The organism is Pseudomonas sp. HP_14 (assembly GCF_055283875.1).
Window position 1 is genome coordinate 464,298 of sequence record NZ_JBTOQI010000001.1, and the last position, 18,682, is coordinate 482,979.

Annotated in this window: 15 protein-coding genes and 1 pseudogene; 7 read left to right on the forward strand and 9 right to left on the reverse strand. The window is 59.1% G+C overall.

Annotation, left to right across the window (positions count from 1 at the left end; translation table 11 throughout):
* Positions 1-40: 40 nt before the first annotated feature.
* Complete coding sequence (yghX, locus tag ACYASS_RS01980; RefSeq protein WP_463584846.1) at positions 41-928, forward strand: YghX family hydrolase; 888 nt, start codon at positions 41-43, stop codon at positions 926-928.
* 95 nt (positions 929-1,023) lie between these two features.
* On the opposite strand, the gene ACYASS_RS01985 is transcribed toward yghX, so the two are convergent.
* Positions 1,024-1,509: a hypothetical protein gene (locus ACYASS_RS01985; protein ID WP_463584847.1), complete on the reverse strand. Its 486-nt coding sequence runs from the start codon at positions 1,507-1,509 to the stop codon at positions 1,024-1,026.
* 218 nt (positions 1,510-1,727) lie between these two features.
* Here ACYASS_RS01985 and epsC point away from each other — a divergent pair, with 218 nt between their 5' ends.
* Both epsC and ACYASS_RS01995 read left to right on the forward strand, forming a co-directional pair.
* A complete protein-coding gene (gene epsC / locus ACYASS_RS01990; RefSeq protein WP_463584848.1) occupies positions 1,728-2,504 on the forward strand; it encodes a serine O-acetyltransferase EpsC in 777 nt (258 codons plus the stop codon).
* Positions 2,505-2,506: 2 nt separating this feature from the next.
* Positions 2,507-3,397 (forward strand): VOC family protein, encoded by an 891-nt coding sequence (locus ACYASS_RS01995; protein ID WP_463584849.1) that lies wholly within the window; start codon positions 2,507-2,509, stop codon positions 3,395-3,397.
* An 18-nt stretch (positions 3,398-3,415) separates the two neighbouring features.
* On the opposite strand, the gene ACYASS_RS02000 is transcribed toward ACYASS_RS01995, so the two are convergent.
* The 3 genes and pseudogenes from ACYASS_RS02000 to ACYASS_RS02010 all read right to left on the reverse strand — a co-directional run bounded on the left by ACYASS_RS02000 (position 3,416) and on the right by ACYASS_RS02010 (position 5,869).
* Complete coding sequence (locus ACYASS_RS02000) at positions 3,416-4,003, reverse strand: flavin reductase family protein (protein WP_463584850.1); 588 nt, start codon at positions 4,001-4,003, stop codon at positions 3,416-3,418.
* 25 nt (positions 4,004-4,028) lie between these two features.
* Positions 4,029-5,195, reverse strand: a pseudogene (locus tag ACYASS_RS02005) (pyridoxal phosphate-dependent aminotransferase); the annotation flags it as partial.
* A 275-nt stretch (positions 5,196-5,470) separates the two neighbouring features.
* A complete protein-coding gene (locus ACYASS_RS02010) occupies positions 5,471-5,869 on the reverse strand; it encodes a nuclear transport factor 2 family protein (protein ID WP_122663681.1) in 399 nt (132 codons plus the stop codon).
* A gap of 187 nt (positions 5,870-6,056) precedes the next feature.
* Between ACYASS_RS02010 and ACYASS_RS02015 the strand changes: the two genes are divergently transcribed.
* The 4 genes from ACYASS_RS02015 to ACYASS_RS02030 all read left to right on the forward strand — a co-directional run bounded on the left by ACYASS_RS02015 (position 6,057) and on the right by ACYASS_RS02030 (position 11,872).
* Positions 6,057-7,244: an ABC transporter substrate-binding protein gene (locus ACYASS_RS02015; RefSeq protein ID WP_463584851.1), complete on the forward strand. Its 1,188-nt coding sequence runs from the start codon at positions 6,057-6,059 to the stop codon at positions 7,242-7,244.
* A 10-nt stretch (positions 7,245-7,254) separates the two neighbouring features.
* Positions 7,255-8,124, forward strand: coding sequence for a branched-chain amino acid ABC transporter permease (locus tag ACYASS_RS02020; protein WP_463584852.1), 870 nt, complete (start codon positions 7,255-7,257; stop codon positions 8,122-8,124).
* A 62-nt stretch (positions 8,125-8,186) separates the two neighbouring features.
* On the forward strand, positions 8,187-10,646 hold the full coding sequence (locus ACYASS_RS02025) for a branched-chain amino acid ABC transporter ATP-binding protein/permease (protein ID WP_463584897.1): 2,460 nt from the start codon (positions 8,187-8,189) through the stop codon (positions 10,644-10,646).
* Complete coding sequence (locus tag ACYASS_RS02030; RefSeq protein WP_463584853.1) at positions 10,643-11,872, forward strand: amidohydrolase family protein; 1,230 nt, start codon at positions 10,643-10,645, stop codon at positions 11,870-11,872. Before ACYASS_RS02025 ends, ACYASS_RS02030 begins: the two co-directional genes overlap by 4 nt.
* Positions 11,873-12,029: 157 nt before the next feature.
* Here the strand turns inward: ACYASS_RS02030 and ACYASS_RS02035 are convergent, their stop codons facing one another.
* The 5 genes from ACYASS_RS02035 to ACYASS_RS02055 all read right to left on the reverse strand — a co-directional run bounded on the left by ACYASS_RS02035 (position 12,030) and on the right by ACYASS_RS02055 (position 18,667).
* The gene (locus ACYASS_RS02035) at positions 12,030-12,722 is read right to left on the reverse strand and encodes a GntR family transcriptional regulator (protein WP_243247421.1); all 693 of its coding nucleotides are present in this window, start codon (positions 12,720-12,722) and stop codon (positions 12,030-12,032) included.
* Positions 12,723-12,847: 125 nt separating this feature from the next.
* Positions 12,848-14,419 carry a gamma-glutamyltransferase family protein gene (locus tag ACYASS_RS02040; protein WP_463584854.1) on the reverse strand — a complete coding sequence of 524 codons (1,572 nt, stop codon included), beginning with the start codon at positions 14,417-14,419 and terminating at the stop codon, positions 12,848-12,850.
* A gap of 146 nt (positions 14,420-14,565) precedes the next feature.
* Positions 14,566-16,230: an FAD-dependent oxidoreductase gene (locus tag ACYASS_RS02045; protein WP_463584855.1), complete on the reverse strand. Its 1,665-nt coding sequence runs from the start codon at positions 16,228-16,230 to the stop codon at positions 14,566-14,568.
* Between the two features lie 179 nt (positions 16,231-16,409).
* Positions 16,410-17,597 (reverse strand): MFS transporter, encoded by a 1,188-nt coding sequence (locus ACYASS_RS02050; protein ID WP_463584856.1) that lies wholly within the window; start codon positions 17,595-17,597, stop codon positions 16,410-16,412.
* A gap of 548 nt (positions 17,598-18,145) precedes the next feature.
* Positions 18,146-18,667: a DUF3833 domain-containing protein gene (locus ACYASS_RS02055; RefSeq protein ID WP_463584857.1), complete on the reverse strand. Its 522-nt coding sequence runs from the start codon at positions 18,665-18,667 to the stop codon at positions 18,146-18,148.
* Between the last annotated feature and the right edge of the window lie 15 nt (positions 18,668-18,682).

Below are 18,682 nucleotides of genomic sequence, written 5' to 3' on the forward strand. Positions count from 1 at the left end.
CTGCTTTAATCAGCCGACTGACCGAAGAAGGAGCGAATAGATGGAGCGTCTTACCGCGAAAGATTTTTCCCCGGAACTGCTTGAGTTGTACGACTACTACGCCCACGGCAAGATCAACAGACGCGAATTTCTTGATCGCGCCGCTGCCTTTACCGTATTCGGCCTGACGGCGAGCGCAGTGCTCGCCTCGTTAAGCCCCAACTACGCGCTGGCCCAGCAGGTGGAATTCACCGACCCGGACATCGTCGCCGAATACGTCACCTACCCCTCGCCAAAAGGTCATGGGCAGGTCCGTGCTTATCTGGTGCGCCCGGCAAAGGCCACCGGCAAGCTACCTGCAGTGGTTGTTGCACATGAAAATCGCGGACTCAACCCCTATATCGAAGACGTCGCTCGCCGCGTGGCGAAAGCCGGTTTCATCGCCCTCGCCCCCGATGGCCTGACCTCAGTGGGCGGCTACCCGGGTAACGATGACAAAGGTCGCGAGCTGCAGCAGACCGTCAACCCGGAAAAACTGATGAACGACTTCTTCGCTGCCATCGAGTGGATGATGAAGCACGACGCGACCACCGGCAAAGTTGGCATCACCGGCTTCTGTTATGGCGGCGGTGTTGCCAACGCGGCAGCCGTTGCATACCCCGAACTGGCTGCCGCCGTCCCCTTCTACGGACGTCAGGCCAACACCGCAGACGTGCCACGAATCAAGGCACCGCTATTGATCCACTACGGCGAACTGGACACCCGCATCAATGAAGGCGCAGCGGCTTATGAGCAGGCATTGAAAGCGGCTGGCAAAACGTATCAGGCATACGTTTATCCGGGCGCCAACCATGGTTTCCATAATGACTCCACTCCGCGCTACGACGAAGCGGCCGCCAAACTGGCCTGGGACCGGACGCTGGAGTGGTTTAACAAATACCTGGTTTGAGATAAATCGCTGTAGTCAGTCGGTCGATCTCCGGCTTGAATGCCTGGGAATCTGGCCGACTGCCAGCCAGTCAGAATGACAGCAGACCGCAGGTGTCAGTAATAACGGTCTTCAGCCTTCAAAATTCCGATGCGTCTGATCGTCCACAGCGAGATCAATAGCGTCAGCAACGCTAGCGATAAGCAGCCAATCATGATGAAAAAACCAGGCCGATGACTGTTGAGTTTGCCTGAAAAAGAGTTTTTCGACGGGAACCAGCGCGAGTACAGAACCGGCACCGTCTGCCCCACTTCATACGATTCGCTCTTCTCGGGCCAGTCACGAACGTAAGCGTCATCATGGGTTTGCTCGTTCTGATCGACGTACCGGTAGTGGATCAGCTTCATGTCGGAGGTTCTCGAAATGTCCTCCACTTGCGTCACGGTCGCGTTGACTTCAACCGCGCCTGTCTTGATCGCGCCGTAAATCAAACCGCTGCTTCGCGCCATGGCGGCGAGCACCAACATCACGCAACAAGCGATGATCAACAGAATGACCCGATTGTAGAGATGGTCTTTTTCAGCCTCACGCGGGTAATACATTTAACGGTCCTTCGTATAGAAACAGTGATGGGTCTGACAGCGGACGGCACCGTAACAGCGGGCAGAATACGTGTCAAAAAGCCATCAATGCAGCAGGCATCTGACGAGAGCCCGGCCCTTCTGCGTTGCGAAAAAAGCAACAGAGCTATCACCCCATGAGGATTGATAGCGCCCCCTATGCCTGCCCATACTCGGTCGACCCCAAAAAGGAGAAGGCCATGGATTCCCTTTGGCAGCGCCTGCAGGATCAAGCCCGTCAGTTAGCCGAGCGCAATCCCGTATTGAGCCAATATGTGCAGCAAGGGATTGTGTCGCAGCCCTCCTTCGAAACAGCGCTGGCAGCGAATCTTGCCCGGCAGCTCAAAGGCCAGGCCAACAATGCCGACCTGACGGACTGGTTCACCGACATCATTCGCGCCCATCCCGATATCGCATCAGCCGCAGCGGCAGACATCAATCATCTGGTGATCGTCAATCCGGCCTGCCCCGATCACTTGACCGCATTTCTGACCTTCCGGGGTATCCAGGCGGTGCAGGCCTATCGTATTGGCCACGCCTTGTGGAATGAAGGTGATATCCAGAGCGCAGTGCTGGTCCAGAACTGGGCAGCCAACACCTGGAGCATTGATATTCACCCGGCGGCCAGATTGGGCAAAGCGCTGTTCGTGGATCACGGCATTGGCCTGGTCATTGGCGAGACTGCTGTGGTTGAAGACGAAGTCAGCCTCTGGCATGGCGTAACACTGGGCAGCACGCTCGCGGAAGTTGGCGACCGTCATCCCAAGATCCGCCGAGGCGCATTGATCTGTGCGGGTGCCACCGTACTGGGCAACATAGAAGTCGGCGCCAAGGCCATCGTGGCTGCCAATGCGGTGGTGCTCAAGCCGGTACCCGCGGGCGCAGTAGTCGCGGGCACACCGGCAAAAATCGTGGGTAGCGCACCGCATTCGCTGGCGACCCTGACCTCGAAAACCATCACCGAACGGGAGCAATGATCATGGCCGCAGCCGCTCAATCCCCACAAGGCGTTGACCACCCGTTGGTTACCGTACGCAATCACCCGCAAGCCCTGGAGCTGTACCGCAAGATGGGTTTTGCGCCCTCGCCCGTCAGCTATCACCCATGGGGCACCGTCACCACTTTAGTGATGTTCCCGAGCAACTTCATCGAGATCATCGCCGTGGATGACGCCTCGAAATTTGGCACTAATTCGGTGAACGGCTTCTGCTTCGGTCGCCAGTTGGGCACGTTTATTGATCGCGGCGAAGAAGGTGTTTCGCTGGTGGCGCTGCACAGCAAGGACGCAGATGCCGACTACTCACGGCTGACAAAAGCGGGTCTGGCGAGCCAGGGTCGTATCGACTTCCGACGCAAGATGACCTTGCCCGACGGCAGCCCGGATGAAGCTGTAGTGTCGCTAGGGCTGTTCATGGACGAAAAGCATCCTGACGTGTCCAACTTCATCTGCCATCAACACCGCCCGGAATTGATCTGGGTGCCGGAATGGCAAAATCATCCCAACGGTGCCGATGGCATCCTTGCAGTGACTTACCTTGCAGAACCTGCGCAACTGGAGCTCCGCTGGAAGGCACTGTATGGCGATGCCGTTCGCTATAACGGCGATGTACTGGAGGCTGACACCGGCTGTGGCGTATTACGCGCCATGTCGCTGAGCACGGCGAAAACCGAGTTTGCCGGTGTCAACTTGCCTGAAGCCGCGAACGAGCGACCTCACGCGATTGCCCTGCAGATCAATAGCAAAAATCTGCACGCCGCGCGGGCGATTATCGAAAGCAACGAGGTGCCCCATCATGCTGACTCAACACGCCTGTTGATTGAGCCATCGGCCGCCGGAAACGTGATTCTGGAGCTGGTTCAGACACGTTGAGGGCGGCGCAAGCAGCCCTCAGGCGTCTTCGCTAGCCGGAACGTCCAGCGCCTCACCAATCGCATAAAAATGCCCGCCCGCGATGTAGTGCAAGCTGCGCCACGCGGGATCGGCACTTTCGAAATGCCAGTGCCCGTCATTGAACACACGCGTATCGGCCCATGCCCCAACAACTTCACCGATGAACAAGTCGTAGCTCGACTGGTTATGCGGTTCGGGGATCAGGCGGCACGCCAGCCAGGCTGAACATCCAGCCACAAATGGCTGATCATGGCCGGGAACCTCAAACAGTTCCACGCCGGAGCGCTGAAGTTTGTCCGCCTCATCGAACAAGCTTCGCGTGCCCACTTCATGGGTCAGTCGCAATTGCGCGGCCGTCGGCACCTGAATCACGAACAGCCCGCTTTTCTCAACCAGCTCACGGGTTTTGGCAATTTTGTCCAGGACCACGGTGAGCTTGGCAGGCATGAAATCCAGCGCACAGGCCCAAGCGGCCGCCATGACGTTGTCGACCCCTTCGTGCCTGGCAGAGACAAGCACTGTAGGGCCGTGATTGAGCAAGCGGTAGGCCTTGGCCGGATCAACGGGGGCAATAAATTCGTTCACGGAAATACCTTATTCAAGACTTGTCGAGCGTCGTCACGAACGACTTGATTCGCACACAAGCGCGGGCCAGTTGCTCATCGCTTACGGTGAACGACAACCGCACAAAACCCTGCGCGGGCTCCCCGAATGCGGCGGCGTCCAGCACCGACACACCCGCCTCGCGGAACAGGCGCCAGGCAAAGTCCAGCGAGCTCAGGCCCGTATCACGCACGTCCAACAGGACGAACATGCCGGCGTCGGGGCTGCGTACCTCAATACCGGGGCACTCACTCAAACCGCTGACCACCAGATCGCGTCTGCGTTGATAGATATCGCGCATGCCCACCGTCACTTCTTCGTGGGCAAGCACCGCTGCCAGCGCCCCCGCCATGACGAAACCGGGCAAGCCGTAAAGCATGCTCAACGAAAGATTTTCCGCGTGCCTCACTAACTGCGGGTCGGCGATGATCCAGCCAAACCGCCAGCCGGTCATTGCATGGGATTTGGACAAGCTGCCAACAATCACGCAGCGCTCAGCCATGCCCGGCAAACTGGCCAGACTGGTGTGTTCACGCTCGTAGCAGAGGCTTTCGTAAACTTCATCGACGACGACCCATAGATCATGGGCGATGGCCAGCTCGGCAATGCCCTGCAGCTCTTCGGCAGTGAGCACAACGCCGGTTGGATTATTGGGATTGGAAAAAAAAATAGCGCGAGTACACGGGGTAATAGCCGCCTTGAGACGCGCGATATCCGGGCGAAAACCAGCATCGGCCTCACACTTGACACGCACCGGCGTTGCCCCACTCGCCTTGAGGGTTGCCTCATAAGTGACGTACATCGGGTCAAGGACAATGACTTCGTCACCCGCTTGCAACAAGCACATGGCGCTTACAAACAAAGCATTTTGCGCACCGGCCAACGTGATCACGTTTTCCGCCTGTACAGACCGTCCAAGACGATTGGAATAGCGCTCGGCAATGGCCTCACGCAATGCAGGACGGCCAGCGATATCGGTGTAATGGGTGTCCCCGGCGTGCAGTGCGCCGACGGCTGCCTCGGTAATGAAGTCCGGGGTCGCGAAATCAGGGTCACCGACACTGAGAATGATCACATCCTCCCCATTACGCTGGGCTTGCCAGGCAGCGAAGTGAATATCCCAGGCGGCAACGCCCTGCCCGGCTATCCGTTCGACAAAGGGGGAAAAGCGCATACCACGGCCTCTTGAATACGAATTGAATAAACCACCACCTTACCGCGACGCTCTTCACAAAGGCCAGTGTGGATCGAAGCAGAGGTCTACTGGCCAACCATCGCACAACTATCTGTCATGAATGGTTTCTATTGGAGCGAGGCTTGCCCGCGAACCAGGCGACTCGGTTGATCAGCAACCTGGCGTTATCGTTCTTCGCGGGCAAGCCTAGCTCCAACAGAATCGCCGTTTTCTCAAAGCGTCGAGCATCAGGCGGGCCCAGCAGAACGCTACGACTACGCCTTGGCAATCTCCGGCACCAGCAGCCACTCGGCGCTGTCATTCCAGACGTCCATATGAGTGATCTTGCCGTTGCGGACCTCGAAGCGATCCAGATAACGATTGCCCGAAAAACTACGACCGTCCGGCCATTCGCCGTAAAGCGTGCCGTTGGAATACACCACGGTATGATCACCGCGATCCATCCAGTCGAAGTTGCCCAACGCCTTTTTGACCCAGGCGTAGCGCGAGCCATTGAACGCAGTGATGTCCTGCGGGGTGGGCATCACGCGGCCCCCTGTGAAAGTGATCTTCACGTCCTCACTCATGAACGTTGCGGCCCGAACCGGATCAGGCGCCATGGACGCTTCCAGAAAATTGCTAACAATCTGTACATCTTTATTAACTTCCGACATCGCTTTATCTCCCGCCCTTGGACTTGGTTAAAATTGCCATCACGCATCCCCATGGTGCATGCCGCTTTAATTTGGCGCGTGATCGTTGAAGATCCACTGGAAAACCCAACGTTTTGCGGGCCGTTCCGACTGGCATCCTACTTGCTAGCAATAAATATGCAACTGCTAGCAATCAGGAGAACACACTATGGCCATCCGGCTTCCAAACCTGCAACGTCTGCTGTTTCCCGTGGCTGCGGCAGTCACGCTCAACATGGCTATGTTCGGTGGCGCGCAAGCCGCTGAGCCGCCGATCAAAGTCGGACTGGTGGCAGCCCTGTCAGGGCAGTCAGCCAAATCCGGCGAAGCCCTGACCCGCGGCCTGACCATGGCCATCAATGAAGTCAACGCCAAGGGCGGCGTACTCGGACGTCAACTGGAGCTGGTGCGCCGCGACGACGAAAGCAACCCGTCCAAAGGCATGCTGGCCGCTCGCGAACTGGTCCAGCGGGAAAAGGTCACCGTGTTGTTTGGCGGCCTGGATACACCGGTGTCTCTGGCCATTGTGCCGCTGGCCAATCAGATGAAAGTGCCGTTCATGGGCATCTGGGCAGCGGGTACCAAAATCACCGAGAACGGCGCTGCTGATAACTACGTGTTCCGGGTTTCGGCAGTCGACGAACTGGTGGACGAAGCGCTTGTGAAATACGGCGTCGATAACGGCATGAAAAAGCCGGGCATGATCCTGATCAACAACCCGTGGGGCGAGTCCAACGAAGCCGGATTCAAACGTGCGCTGGAAAAACGCGGCATGGCCAACGCCGGGGTTGAACGCATTCAGGACAGCGACCTCGACGTCGTACCGCAGCTGACCCGTCTGAAAGACGCTGGAGCTGACACCCTGCTGATGGTGGGCAACGTCGGCCCTTCGGCACAGGTCGTCAAATCCCTGGACCGCATGGGCTGGGATGTACCAGTGGTGTCCCACTGGGGTCCGGCGGGCGGTCGTTTCGGTGAGCTGGCCGGGCCGAATGCTTCCCGCGTGCACTTCATTCAGACCTACGTGTTCACCGAGCACAACAGCGCCAGGGGCGATGCCCTGCTGAGCGCGCTGAAAAGCGCTTATCCGCAAATCAAGACCCTGGCTGACGTTACGCCTGCCGTGGGTATCGCCAACGCCTACGACGCGCTGCATCTGGCCGCACTGGCCATCGAGAAAGCTGGCAGTACCGACGGCAAAGCGGTCCGCGACGGTTTCTACGCCATCAGTGAATACGACGGTTTGATCAAGCATTACAAACAGCCGTTCACCGTGCAGAAACACGATGCGCTGGGGCCGGACGACTATCTGTTCACGCACTTCGTCAACGACCAGATCGTACCGTTGAAGCCTTAAAGGAGTCGCCATGTTCACCGCCGCCACTATCACCGGCCTCGGCCTGGGCAGCATGTACGCGCTACTGGCGTTAGGTTTTCACCTGACCTACATCGTTTCGCGCACCGTCAACTTTGCCCAAGGCAGCGCCATGATGGTCGGCGCGGTGCTGGGCTACACCTTTTGCATCAACTGGGGCTGGTCGCTATGGCTGGCCTTGCCTCTGACGCTGATCCTCTGCGCGCTTTACGGCCTGGTGATCGAGCGCTGGCTGGTGCGACCATTCCACAGCCGGGGGTCACAAGCCTGGCTGATGGCGACGGTGGCAGGCGGCATTCTGGTGGACAATCTGGCGCTGTTCACATTCGGCAAGGAGCCGCGCCAGTTCGAGAGCAGCCTGATCAACCTCAACGTCGAGCTGTTTGGCAGCAGCGTTGGCGCGCTGCAGTTATTGATTCCGCTGGTCGGCGCAGCAATTGCCCTGGCCTTGTATCTGGTCCGGCGCTACACGCGGCTGGGCAAGGTGCTTGAAGCCTGCGTGCAAAACCCGCGTGCGGCGATGCTGATGGGGATCAACGTCAATCGGGTGGTGGCGATCGCTTTTGCGATTTCCACCGTGTTCGCGGCCGTGGCGGGCTTGTTGATTGCGCCGCTGTTCAGCGTCAACGCCGAGATGGGCATGTTGTTTGGCCTGAAGGCTTTTGCGGTGGCGATTCTGGGCGGCATCACCAGTGCCGGGGGCGTGTTTGCGGCCGGACTGCTGTTCGGTCTGGCTGAAGCGTTGATCACGCTGTATTTCGGCTCGGCGTTTACCCAGATATTCACCTTTGCGCTGGTCATTCTCGCCTTGGCGATTCGTCCCAACGGTCTGTTCGGCAGCAAGGCTCTGGTGAAAGTATGAAAGACATCAAAACCCTCGCAGCTCCGGTTTTCATCGGTTTGCTCGCAGTCGCGTGCGGCGTCATGGCCTTCACGCTGGACAGCTATTCCCTGCTGGTCTTCACCCTTTGCGCCCTGGCGGCCGTAGTCGGTGTCGGCCTGAATATCCTGATTGGTTTGAGTGGGCAAATCTCGTTTGGCCATATCGCGTTTTACGCCATTGGCGCTTATGTATCAGCACTGCTGACCATGGCGGGCTGGCCGTTATGGCTGGCGTTGCCGCTGGCGGGCATTGTTTGTGGCCTGATCGGCGCATTGCTGGCCATTCCTGCGTTGCGGGTCAGCGGCCCTTATCTGGCGATGATTACCATTGCGTTCGCTTTCGTGGTGCATCACAGCCTCATTGAATGGCGTGACGTAACCGGTGGTTCGAATGGCCTGATGGGTATTCCTCTGCCTGAGTTCGCAGGTCTTGATCCAGCCATTCTGCTCGCGCTACTGGCGGGTGCGCTGATGATCGGCGCATTGCTCTTCTATCAGCGCTTGAGCCACAGCACCTGGGGCAAAGCCATGCGTGCCGTGAAGGCATCTGAGATTGCCGCGCGTTCGCTGGGCTTCAATCCGGTCTTGAGCAAAACCCTGGCGTTCGCGCTGTCAGCAGCCTTGACGGGCCTGGCAGGCGGTCTGCTTGCGCCCCTGCTGATGTTTATCAACCCGGAGTCCTTTCCGTTTTCGCAGTCGATCCTGTTTGTGCTGGCGGTGATTGTCGGCGGCAGTGGCATGCTGTTCGGGCCGCTGATCGGTGCATTACTGATTGTACTGGTGCCGGAGTTGCTGTCGGACTTCGCCGAATACCGCCTGCTGATTTTCTCGGTGCTGTTGCTGCTGGTGCTGTGGGTCGCGCCGAACGGTTTGCTGGGCGCCCTCGCCCGTCGCTGGATCAAGCCAACCCGCCTGTTGCCGCCCACCACGATCAACACCCAACGTATCGCCGCGCACCTGCAAAGCCGTGGCCCGTCCACCGGTTTGCGGGTGACCGATATCGGTATTCGCTTCGGCGGTGTGCAGGCGGCGCAACACGTCAGCCTGCATGCACCTGCCGGAAGTATCACCAGCATCATCGGCCCCAATGGCGCGGGCAAAACCACGGTGCTGAACATGATCAGCGGGTTCTATGCCCCGGACAGCGGTCAGATAGAACTGCAACAGTCATTGGCTGGCCTGCCTGCGTGGAAAAGCGCCCGTGCCGGTATCGCCCGAACCTATCAGACCACCCTGTTATTCGGCGAGATGTCGGTGCTGGATAACCTCTTGGTGGCGATGCAGAAAGGTCGCCTCGGCTTGCCTTTCAACCTGTCGACCTCCGGGCAACGCAGCATCGCGCTGGACCTGTTGGCACTGGTGGGTTACCGCGGGGAAGTGAATATCGCCGCCGAAGACCTGCCCCACGTTGACCGTCGCCTGGTGGAAATCGCACGGGCGCTGGCCACCGCGCCTGCGGTATTGCTACTGGATGAACCAGCTGCCGGCCTGAGCCGCCGCGATACTGACGACCTGGCGGTGCTGCTGCGCAAGCTGGCGGACTTCGGCCTGACGGTAATCCTCGTCGAGCACGACATGTCGCTGGTGATGTCAGTGTCTGAGCACTTGCTGGTGCTGGATGCGGGCAAGCCCATCGCGTCGGGGCCTCCTGCCGAAATTCGCCAGAACCAGCAGGTGATCGCCGCGTATCTGGGCGGCACCGATTATCAGGCAACGCCACGCGATCAAGCCTGGGATGGAAGTCGCGATGCGCGGCTTTACGTCAAGGATCTGGTCATCGACTACGGCGCCGCAGCAGTGGTCAACAAAGTCAATTTACTGGTTAATCCCGGCGAGCTGGTGGCGATTCTGGGTGCCAATGGGGCGGGCAAATCCAGCATCCTGCAATGCCTGGCCGGCCTGCATCGCGCAACCGATGGCAGCATCCTGCTGGACAACGAAAGCATCGACCAGGCCAGCGCCAGCACCATCGCAGGCAAAGGTCTGGCATTGGTACCGGAAGGCCGTCAGGTGTTCCCGTACCTGAGCGTGCGCGACAACCTGTTACTGGGCAGTTACTCGCGACGCGAAGCCTTTGATGCCGAAGCTGAAATCGAGGCGATCCTCAAGCGCTTTCCGCGCCTTCGCGACCGTATCGATAACCCGGCGGGCATGCTCTCAGGTGGCGAGCAACAGATGGTCGCGGTAGGTCGTGGCTTGATGGCCAAACCGAAAATCCTGTTGCTGGATGAACCGTCGCTAGGCCTCTCGCCCGCCATGATCGGCGAACTTTACGATGCGCTGGCAGCGCTTCGCGACGAAGGCGTGACGATTTTGCTGGTGGATCAAATGGCCAACCTTGCCTTGCAAGTCGCTGACCGCGCCTACGTGCTGGAAACCGGTTGCATTGTGAAATCTGCCAGTGCCGCCGAGTTACGCGACGATAAAGAACTGGCGGCGGCTTATCTGGGTGAAAGCGCCAGTAGCGAAAACACCAACAGCATTCCAGGAATGAGCGTATGACCGCCCTGAAAATCATCAATGCCCGACTCGGCGACGGCGGCGCGCAAAGCGTGCTGTACGTGGAAGACGGCTATTTCGTCGAGCGCTTCAGCGAGGCGGCAGTCGACCGGCAGACTCTGGATCTTGAGGGCCGATTACTGTTGCCGGGGCTGATCGAGACCCACATCCATCTGGACAAGGCCTGCATCATGCAGCGTTGTCATCTGCATGAAGGCACTCTCGCGGAGGCGGTGGCGCAGACCCGCGCGGCCAAAGCTGAATTCACCGAAGCAGATGTCTATCGCCGCGGCGCGCTGGTGCTGGATAAAGCCATTCTTCAGGGCACAACGCACATGCGTACCCATGTGGAGCTTGACCCGCAGATCGGCCTGACTGGTTTCAATGCCATTCGCCGCTTGCAGGCGGATTATGCCTGGGCGATCAGTCTGGAAATCTGCGTGTTCCCCCAGGAAGGCTTGCTGAACAATCCGGGCACCGAAGCACTGCTATGTCAGGCGCTGGAAAACGGCGCAACAGTTCTGGGTGGCTGCCCTTACATGGACAGCGATCCGAACGGACAGATACAGCGCCTCTTCGAACTGGCCGTGAAATACGATTGTGACCTGGACCTGCATCTGGACTTCGACCTGAACCCGGAAGGCATGACGGTCATGGAGGTGGCGCGCTGCACGCAACTGCATGGCTGGTCGGGACGCGTGACAATCGGCCATGTGACCAAGCTGTCGACGTTACCCAAAGAGCAAATGACCGTGCTGGGCCTTCATCTGGCGAAAGTCGGTGTACAGGTGACCTGCCTGCCGTCTACCGATCTGTTTCTGATGGGCCGCGAGTCATTCCACAACAAGCCTCGCGGGCTCGCGCCGCTGGAGCACTTGCATGCCTGCGGCGTAACCTGCTCGGTGTCGACCAACAACATCGGCAACCCGTTTACGCCCTATGGCGATGCGTCGCTGATCCGGCAGGCCAACCTGTTCGCCAACGTCAGTCAGATGGGGACGGTGGCGCAATTACTGCAATGCCTGGCGTGGGTATCCAGCGAGTCTGCGCGAATGCTGCGCTTGCCCGACTACGGCCTGCTGCCCGGTTGCCGCGCCGACTTCATCGTCTTCGACGCGCCCTCACCTGCTGCAGTAGTCGCCGAGATCAGCGCGCCGTTGATGGGCTTCAAGGCAGGGAGACGAACCTTCAACCGCCCGGTTGGGAAGCTGTTGGGGCCAGATGATTAAGCACTGTGGAAACCTAGTGCATTGTCCCTGTGGGAGCAGAGCTTGCTCGCGATAAGGCTGGACGCGGTTCACTGCAGATCACGTCGTTCTTATCGCGAGCAAGCTCTGCTCCCACTGACTCTGTGAAGTCCCGCAGGACTGATGGGCTGCGGCCCTCTCAATCACTCAACGCCTGCCGCAAGTTGAACTCTTCCGGCGCGCTTTCTTCAAGGGCAAGCTGCGCTTCCAGCTCATCCAGATGTTCAAGCATGACCGCAACGGCACGTTCGTTGTTGCCGTTCTCCAGTGCCGTAATGATCTCCTGATGCTCGTCCGACGCACAGGACGGCACGTCATTACGCTGATACAACGCGACAATCAGCGAACTGCGCACCATCAGATTGGCAAGGATGTCACTGAGTACGGTGTTGCCACTGATCTGGCCGAGCATCAAATGAAACTCGCTCAGCTCACGCACGATGGCCCGACGATCAGTATCGCTGGTGGCTTTGCGCTCATTGTTCATGTGCGTTGCAATACGCTGGCGCTGTTTGCGCATGACCGCAGGCGTAATGCCTTCGACGATTGCCCGCTCAATGGCACGCCGGGCGCTGAAAATATCCCGGGCTTCCTTGGCGGTAGGCTGCGCAACCATAGCCCCGCGATTGGCCTCGATGGTCACCACTTTCTGCATTGCCAGGCGCTGCAAGGCCACCTGCACATGATTGCGATTGGCTTGCAGGGTTTCGACGATTTGCGCTTCGATCAGTCGCGTGCCGGGCGGCAAACGATGTTGGGCGATAGCCTTGAACAACGCATCGGCGATGCGCTGAACCTCAAGCTGTTTGGCAGTGACAGTGCTCAAGCCCATTCTTTCCTCTATTTTTCGTAAAGCCAGGTGCCGCCGCGCAAACGAACTGCGCACAGCGGACAATCGGCGGCATTATCCGCCAGCCGTCCGGCACCGGCAAACCCCCTGTACAAAGGCTTTTTCGATCAGTTCGGTTGCCCCAGTGCGAGACCTTCGCCGCGAGGATCATGCATGGCGCTGCGACGCTCGTCGGCATCGATGGCGATGATTCCAGCATGCCCGGTCATGGGGCTGCGTGCGGGAATGATTTCCACCTCATGCCCCATGGCAGCCAGCCCTTCGAGGGTCGCGGCGCTCATGTCAGCTTCAAGTTTGAGGTTGTCGGTGCTGTCGAAGAAACTGCGGCCCAGCAAAAAGCGCGGGGTTTCCAGCGCTACATCGATCGGCTGCTGATAGTCCACCAGTTGCGTAGCCAGCACCATCTGCGTCTGTGGCTGGCCATCGCCACCCTGGGTGCCGAAGAACCAGCGGCGGCCGTCATCGGCCAGATAGCAGGACGGATTCAAGGTGTGCGCAGGCCGCTTGCCGGGAGCCCAGCCATTAACGTGAGCAGGATCGGCATTGAAACCCGCAGCACGGTTCTGCCACAGCACGCCGGTATCACCCAGGATGCAGCCCGAGCCGAAATCGTGAAACAGGCTCTGGATCAGGCACGCCGTCCGACCTTGTGCATCGGTGGCCGCCATCCAGACAGTATCGGCAGGTCGACCCGGTTCATTCCAGGGCGCAGCTCGCTGATCGTCGATGGCATCGGCATAGGCCTTGATTTGCTCATCCTCCAGGCTGGCAGCGAAATCCCACGCTGACCTCAGCGGATCGCACAGCTGCGCATTACGCCGCAGCAACCCCTGCTTAATGGCTTCCACCAGGTAGTGGTAATACTGCGCGCTTCCGTTATCGACTTGCGCCAATGACTTGTGTTGCAGCGCGGCCATTGCCTGCAAGGTATAGAGACCCTGACACGGCGGCGCCACGTTGTAGAGTCGACCCTGACGATAACGCACCGAAATCGGCGCGATTTCAAGCGCACGAGTAGCCGCCAGATCGGCTGCGGTCAGGCCACAACCAAGGCGATCAAACGCCGCACCGAATGCCTCGGCCAACTCGCCACGATAGAAATCCTCAACACCGTGCCTGGCCAGATGCCGCAACGTATTGGCCAGCTCGGGCTGACGCAGCGTGTCGCCCTCGCCCAGCCAGCGCCCGTCGGTCTTGCACAGCCGATGCAGGTCAGGCAATTGCTCGATCAGCGGCTGACGCATCGTCTGCCAGAACAATTGCGACTGGGACACCGGCGCACCACGATCGGCCATCACAGCGGCGTCTTCCAGCAAGTCCCGCCAACCCAGCCTGGAGCCCCACTCAAGACGACTGATATTCGCTGCAGTCTGCCAACTGGCCAACGCACCCGCGGTGCTAGCAACCGAAGCAGGTCCGCGAATGGTGATTTTTCCACCCTCAGGCAAGCGCTGACCGGCGTGACCAATCCCCACGATGGTGCGTACCTTGCTGTCATGGATCATCCACAGGGCATCGCCGCCTAACCCGGTCATGTGCGGAAAAACCGCCGCAAGCATGGCGCTGGCGGCCAGCATCGCATCGATGGCCGTACCTCCTGCGTCGAGAATACGCAGGCCGGCGGCACTGGCTTCGGCATGAGGTGTGCAGATGACGGCGCGAGTGGAGGTAGCGATCATGATCAAAGGCTCTCTATTTTTGCTAGCTATCAATAGTTTTATTGTTAGCAGAGCAAGATATGTGCCTCTCGCCCTATTTGTAGCAAATGCCGAACATCATGCGAATCCAATGATTGAATCAGTCTTCTTGGAGGAGTGACCGAGCGTCACACCCGCTTCATTGCCTCAAATATCTGCGCGACCACTGCCGCACCCTCGCCTACTGCTGCAGCCACCCGCTTGGTCGACTGCGCCCGCACATCGCCGATGGCAAAGACACCCTTGCGGTTGGTCTCCAGGGGCAAAGGAATCCAGTCGTCCACCGCGACACTGCACACCGAGCGGCCAGTGATGACAAAGCCTTTAGCGTCGGTATCCACGCAATCACGCAACCAGTCGGTATTGGGATCGGCGCCAATGAACAGAAACAGATGCCGCAATGGGCGCGTGTCGCGTTGCAATGTGTCGCGATTCTGGAATACAGCGCTTTGCAAGCCGCTGACCTCATCACCTTGTAGCTCAACGATTTCAGTACGGGTATGGATCACTACGTTGGGTAACGAAGCAATGCGCTCGATCAGGTACTGAGACATCGACGCTTCCAGCCCTGCGCCGCGCACCACCAGGTGCAAACGCTTGACCTGCGGAGCCAGAAACGCCACTGCCTGCCCTGCGGAGTTTCCCGCGCCCACCAGAGCAACTTCCGCTCCCTGACAGATCTTCGCTTCTATGGGTGACGCCCAGTACGAAACGCCCTTGCCCTCGAACACATCAATATTGGCCACGGGTAACTTGCGATAACGCGCACCGGATGCAATCACCACCGCCTTTGCATGGATACTTGCGCCCGTGGTCAGTTCGACACGCGGCAGGTCGGGCAGCGTGCAATCGAGATGGGAAACCTGCAACGGGATGGCCATCTTCGCACCGAACTTCTGCGCCTGGGTGAACGCGCGACCGGCCAGTGCCTGGCCAGAAATCCCGGTCGGGAACCCCAGATAGTTTTCAATCCGCGCCGACGCGCCGGCCTGACCGCCATACGCCCGCTGATCCAGCACCAGCACCGACAAACCTTCAGACGCCGCATACACCGCAGTGGCCAATCCCGCAGGCCCGGCCCCCACGACAGCGATGTCGTAGATCACATCAGGGTCCAGCTGCGGGGTAATCCCCAGGCAAACCGCAGCCTCGGCGTTATCGGGATTTTTCAGAACGGTGCCGTTGGGACAGATCATCAGCGGCAGGTCGGCCTCGGCAACACCCAGACGAGCAATCAGCAGCTTTGTTTCTTCATCTTCCGAGGAGATGTCGAGCACCGTATTCGGGTAACCATTGCGAGTCAGAAAACCCTGCAATCCGGCCAGCCGCCCCTCTCCGGAATGGCCCACCAGAATCGAACCGACCCGGTCAGACTGGATCATCCCGACCCGACGCAAAATGAACGCACGCATGACCATTTCACCCAACTCTGCCGAGCCGATGATCAACGCCCGTATGTGCGCGACGTCGTAAGGCAGCGCCACACAGCCGTCCAGCCCGGCACGACCCTCCACCAGCGAAGCACGATCCCCTAAAAGGCCCGACTCGCCGGTGATCTCCCCCGGTCCCCCCTGAGTGATAACCGCCTCACGACCCAGCCCGTCACGCCGAATCAAGTCCACCGTACCTTCAAGCACCAGCCAGATGGCAATCCCGCGTTCGCCCACGTTGAACATGGTCGCTCCCGGCTCGAAGCGCTGCGCCGGACCACTCGCAAAGCGCCGGGCAAGCTCGATCTGGGCGGGAGTGAAAACAGGGAACATTTGCGGGCGACGGGTATCAAGCAAGCTCATGGCTAGTCCTTGGGCGGCCGTGCCGCACGCATGTGAAAGTCCTGGCCTTCTTGTTAGTCCTTTTTTACCCGGGCGGATAGCAGGTTTGTGCTGCGCACGACGAACTGACACGCCTTGACTCAAACTGCGCAGAGCAAAAAGCCCCGCATCGCGAGGCTTTTTTTGTTTTCCATGTCCTGTCAGACCGCCACAGCCTGTGCCCTTTTCATGCTCCACATCGCGACCACAGCGATCAGCGCAACAATAGCGCTGAACAACTCGCCCACATGGCGCAAGCCAAAGACCGGCACGCTGACGCCAACGGCAATCACCGGCAGTGACATGGAGAGATACAGCACCACGAACAACGCCGAGGCGACTGCAGCTTTCTGATGCGCAGGACTGGCAGCGGTCACAGCCCCCATGCCCGCGCGGAACACCATGCCCTGCCCTATGCCTGCCGTGATGCCGGCAATGATCAGCAGCAGGATTTGCTCGGTGGCAATGCTGAGCCCCAGGGTCAGCATGCCGATGATCAATGCGACACAGCCCAGGGTCATATGCTGGCGGGACGGCAGCCATTGCAGCAGCGCCTGGCCAACTACTGAAGCGGCGAAGAACGAACCAACCACCGCGCCGATGACGATACCGCTGGACTGCTCCATGACCTGACGCATGATCGACGGGACCATGCTGGTGAACAGCCCTGCGACGCTGAAACCTGCCAGACCGGCAATGGCCGCCGGTATGAACAGGCCGCGCACTTCAGCAGGGATGGAGGGACGCATGACTCGCAGACGTGGCACCGCAGGGCGCGTGACCGTTTCACGAGCGACCACGACGCCCACCAGTGCAATAGCCAGAAAACCCAGATGCAGCCAGAACACCAGTTGCAGAGGGTGCGGTAAATGCTGAGAAGTCAGCCCCGCGAGCAAAGGCCCCAGCCCAAGGCCAAACATATTGGCGGCCGTCGCGACAAGCGTTGACCGTTTACTCCAGGACTTTGGGGCCAGTTCGATAACGGCCACCGTCGCGGTGCCGGTCATGATCCCGGCGGAAAACCCGGAAAACAGTCTCCCCATCAACAGACCGCCGATGGAGTCGCAATACAGGAAAATCACTGCGCTGATCGCGCCCATGACCAGACCGGCACACAACATGGGACGACGGCCTACCTGATCCGACCAACTGCCAACTGCCAGCAACGCCGCAATAACCCCGGCCGCATAGATCGAGAAGATCAGCGTCACCCAGGTTTCACCGAAGCCCATTTGCTGTTGGTAATAGACATACAGCGGCGTCGGCAATGTCGTACCGACCATCACGATAAGCAGCGCGCAGGCCACCAGAATGAAATCTCTGCTGGAGGTTGAAACAGAATCGGTCATGCGGGGCACCCGGTGAGGAAATTCATGGTCATGCGCCCGGCGTCGAAAGCCGGGGTAGCCATACTACAGAGGGGTGGGATGGAGCGGCAGAGAAGGTTTCAAGAAATTTCAGGCAGGCAAATGAAATTACGCGGCAATTTTCTTCATGGAACGACACTACTCGGTAGGAGCGAACTTGTTAGCGAGGCGTCGGACCTGAACTACCGCGTCAACCTCTTCGCCAACAAGTTGCCTCCTACCAGACAGCGTACGCCACACGGTAGGAGCGAACTTGTTCGCGAGGCGTCGGACCTGAACTACCGCGTCAACCTCCTCGCCAACAAGTTGCCTCCTACCCGACAGCGCACGCCACACGGTAGGAGCGAACTTGTTCGCGAGCGTTAGACCTGAATCACCGCATCAAGCCTTCTCGCCAACAAGTTGCCTCCTACCCGACAGCGCACGCCACACGGTAGGAGCGAACTTGTTCGCGAGGCGTCGGACCTGAACTACCGCGTCAACCTCCTCGCCAACAAGTTGCCTCCTACCTGCTCTGCGTCTTCGCCCAATTATTCCTTACGAAAGAAAAACGTCACCTGCCCCAACTCCACACCTAACTTGCTCATGTACGAGCGATTGGCCAGGGTCTTGTCGTCGAGCAGCCACATCCAGTCATCGAAGTGCACTTTGTAGGTCGTGCCATCCACAGGCAGGTTCAGCACATAGCGCCAATGGAAGGCATTGCCGGAAACCTCGCCGAAAGCTTCGCCGTCAACGTCACCAGCCGTACCCTTCCAGCGGCCAGGGCCATCAGGGCGAAGCGTCCATACCCGGGTTTCTTTTTTACCGTCGCTGTAGGTGAAGTCCTCGTGCAGGATCAGCGCTTCGCCTTCGCTACGGCCGTTAATCACAACGTCCATGCGCTTGGTGACCTCTCCCGAGCGCTTCTGGAAGATGCCCTGCGCCACAACGCGTCCGTTGAAATACTCTCGCAGATCCAGCCTGGGGGTTTCCTGACTGTATTGCTTCACGTCTACGCCGCTGCAGGCAGTCAAACCGATACATGCAGCGATGATCAAGGCCTTCAACATGTGGCTGCTCCCAAC